This window comes from Pseudoalteromonas sp. GW168-MNA-CIBAN-0100 (genome assembly GCF_040309225.1).
Taxonomy (GTDB): domain Bacteria; phylum Pseudomonadota; class Gammaproteobacteria; order Enterobacterales; family Alteromonadaceae; genus Pseudoalteromonas; species Pseudoalteromonas arctica.
This window is the reverse complement of sequence record NZ_JBEOOL010000329.1, coordinates 1-318: the sequence shown is the minus strand read 5'-3', so window position 1 is coordinate 318 and position 318 is coordinate 1. Positions and strand designations below refer to the sequence as shown.

Genomic DNA, 318 nt, shown 5'->3' with positions numbered 1-318 from the left:
CCCACATGCTCATTGTGCAGCATGCCAGCTTTGAGCCACGTATTTTAATTATTCGCGATGGGCAGCTATTACTTACTCGGCGTTTAAATGGCTTACTGGGTATGTCAGATAAAGATCAAAGCCAAGAGTTGGTAGAGGCATTTGGACTTGAAATTCAGCGTTCTATGGACTTTTTTGAGAGCCAGTTGAAGCAGCCACCTATTCGCAGTATTCAGCTACAGTGTGACGATTTGACGTCACTAACACTTAGAGCAGAGTTGGCTGAGTTTTTACAAGTTAAAGTGATTGATTTTAAACCAACCCTAGACCTAGCACAGC

1 pseudogene is annotated in these 318 nt (G+C 43.1%); it reads left to right on the top strand.

Annotated elements, in window-relative coordinates:
* Positions 1-318: pseudogene (locus AAEY62_RS21340) on the top strand (MSHA biogenesis protein MshI); the annotation flags it as partial.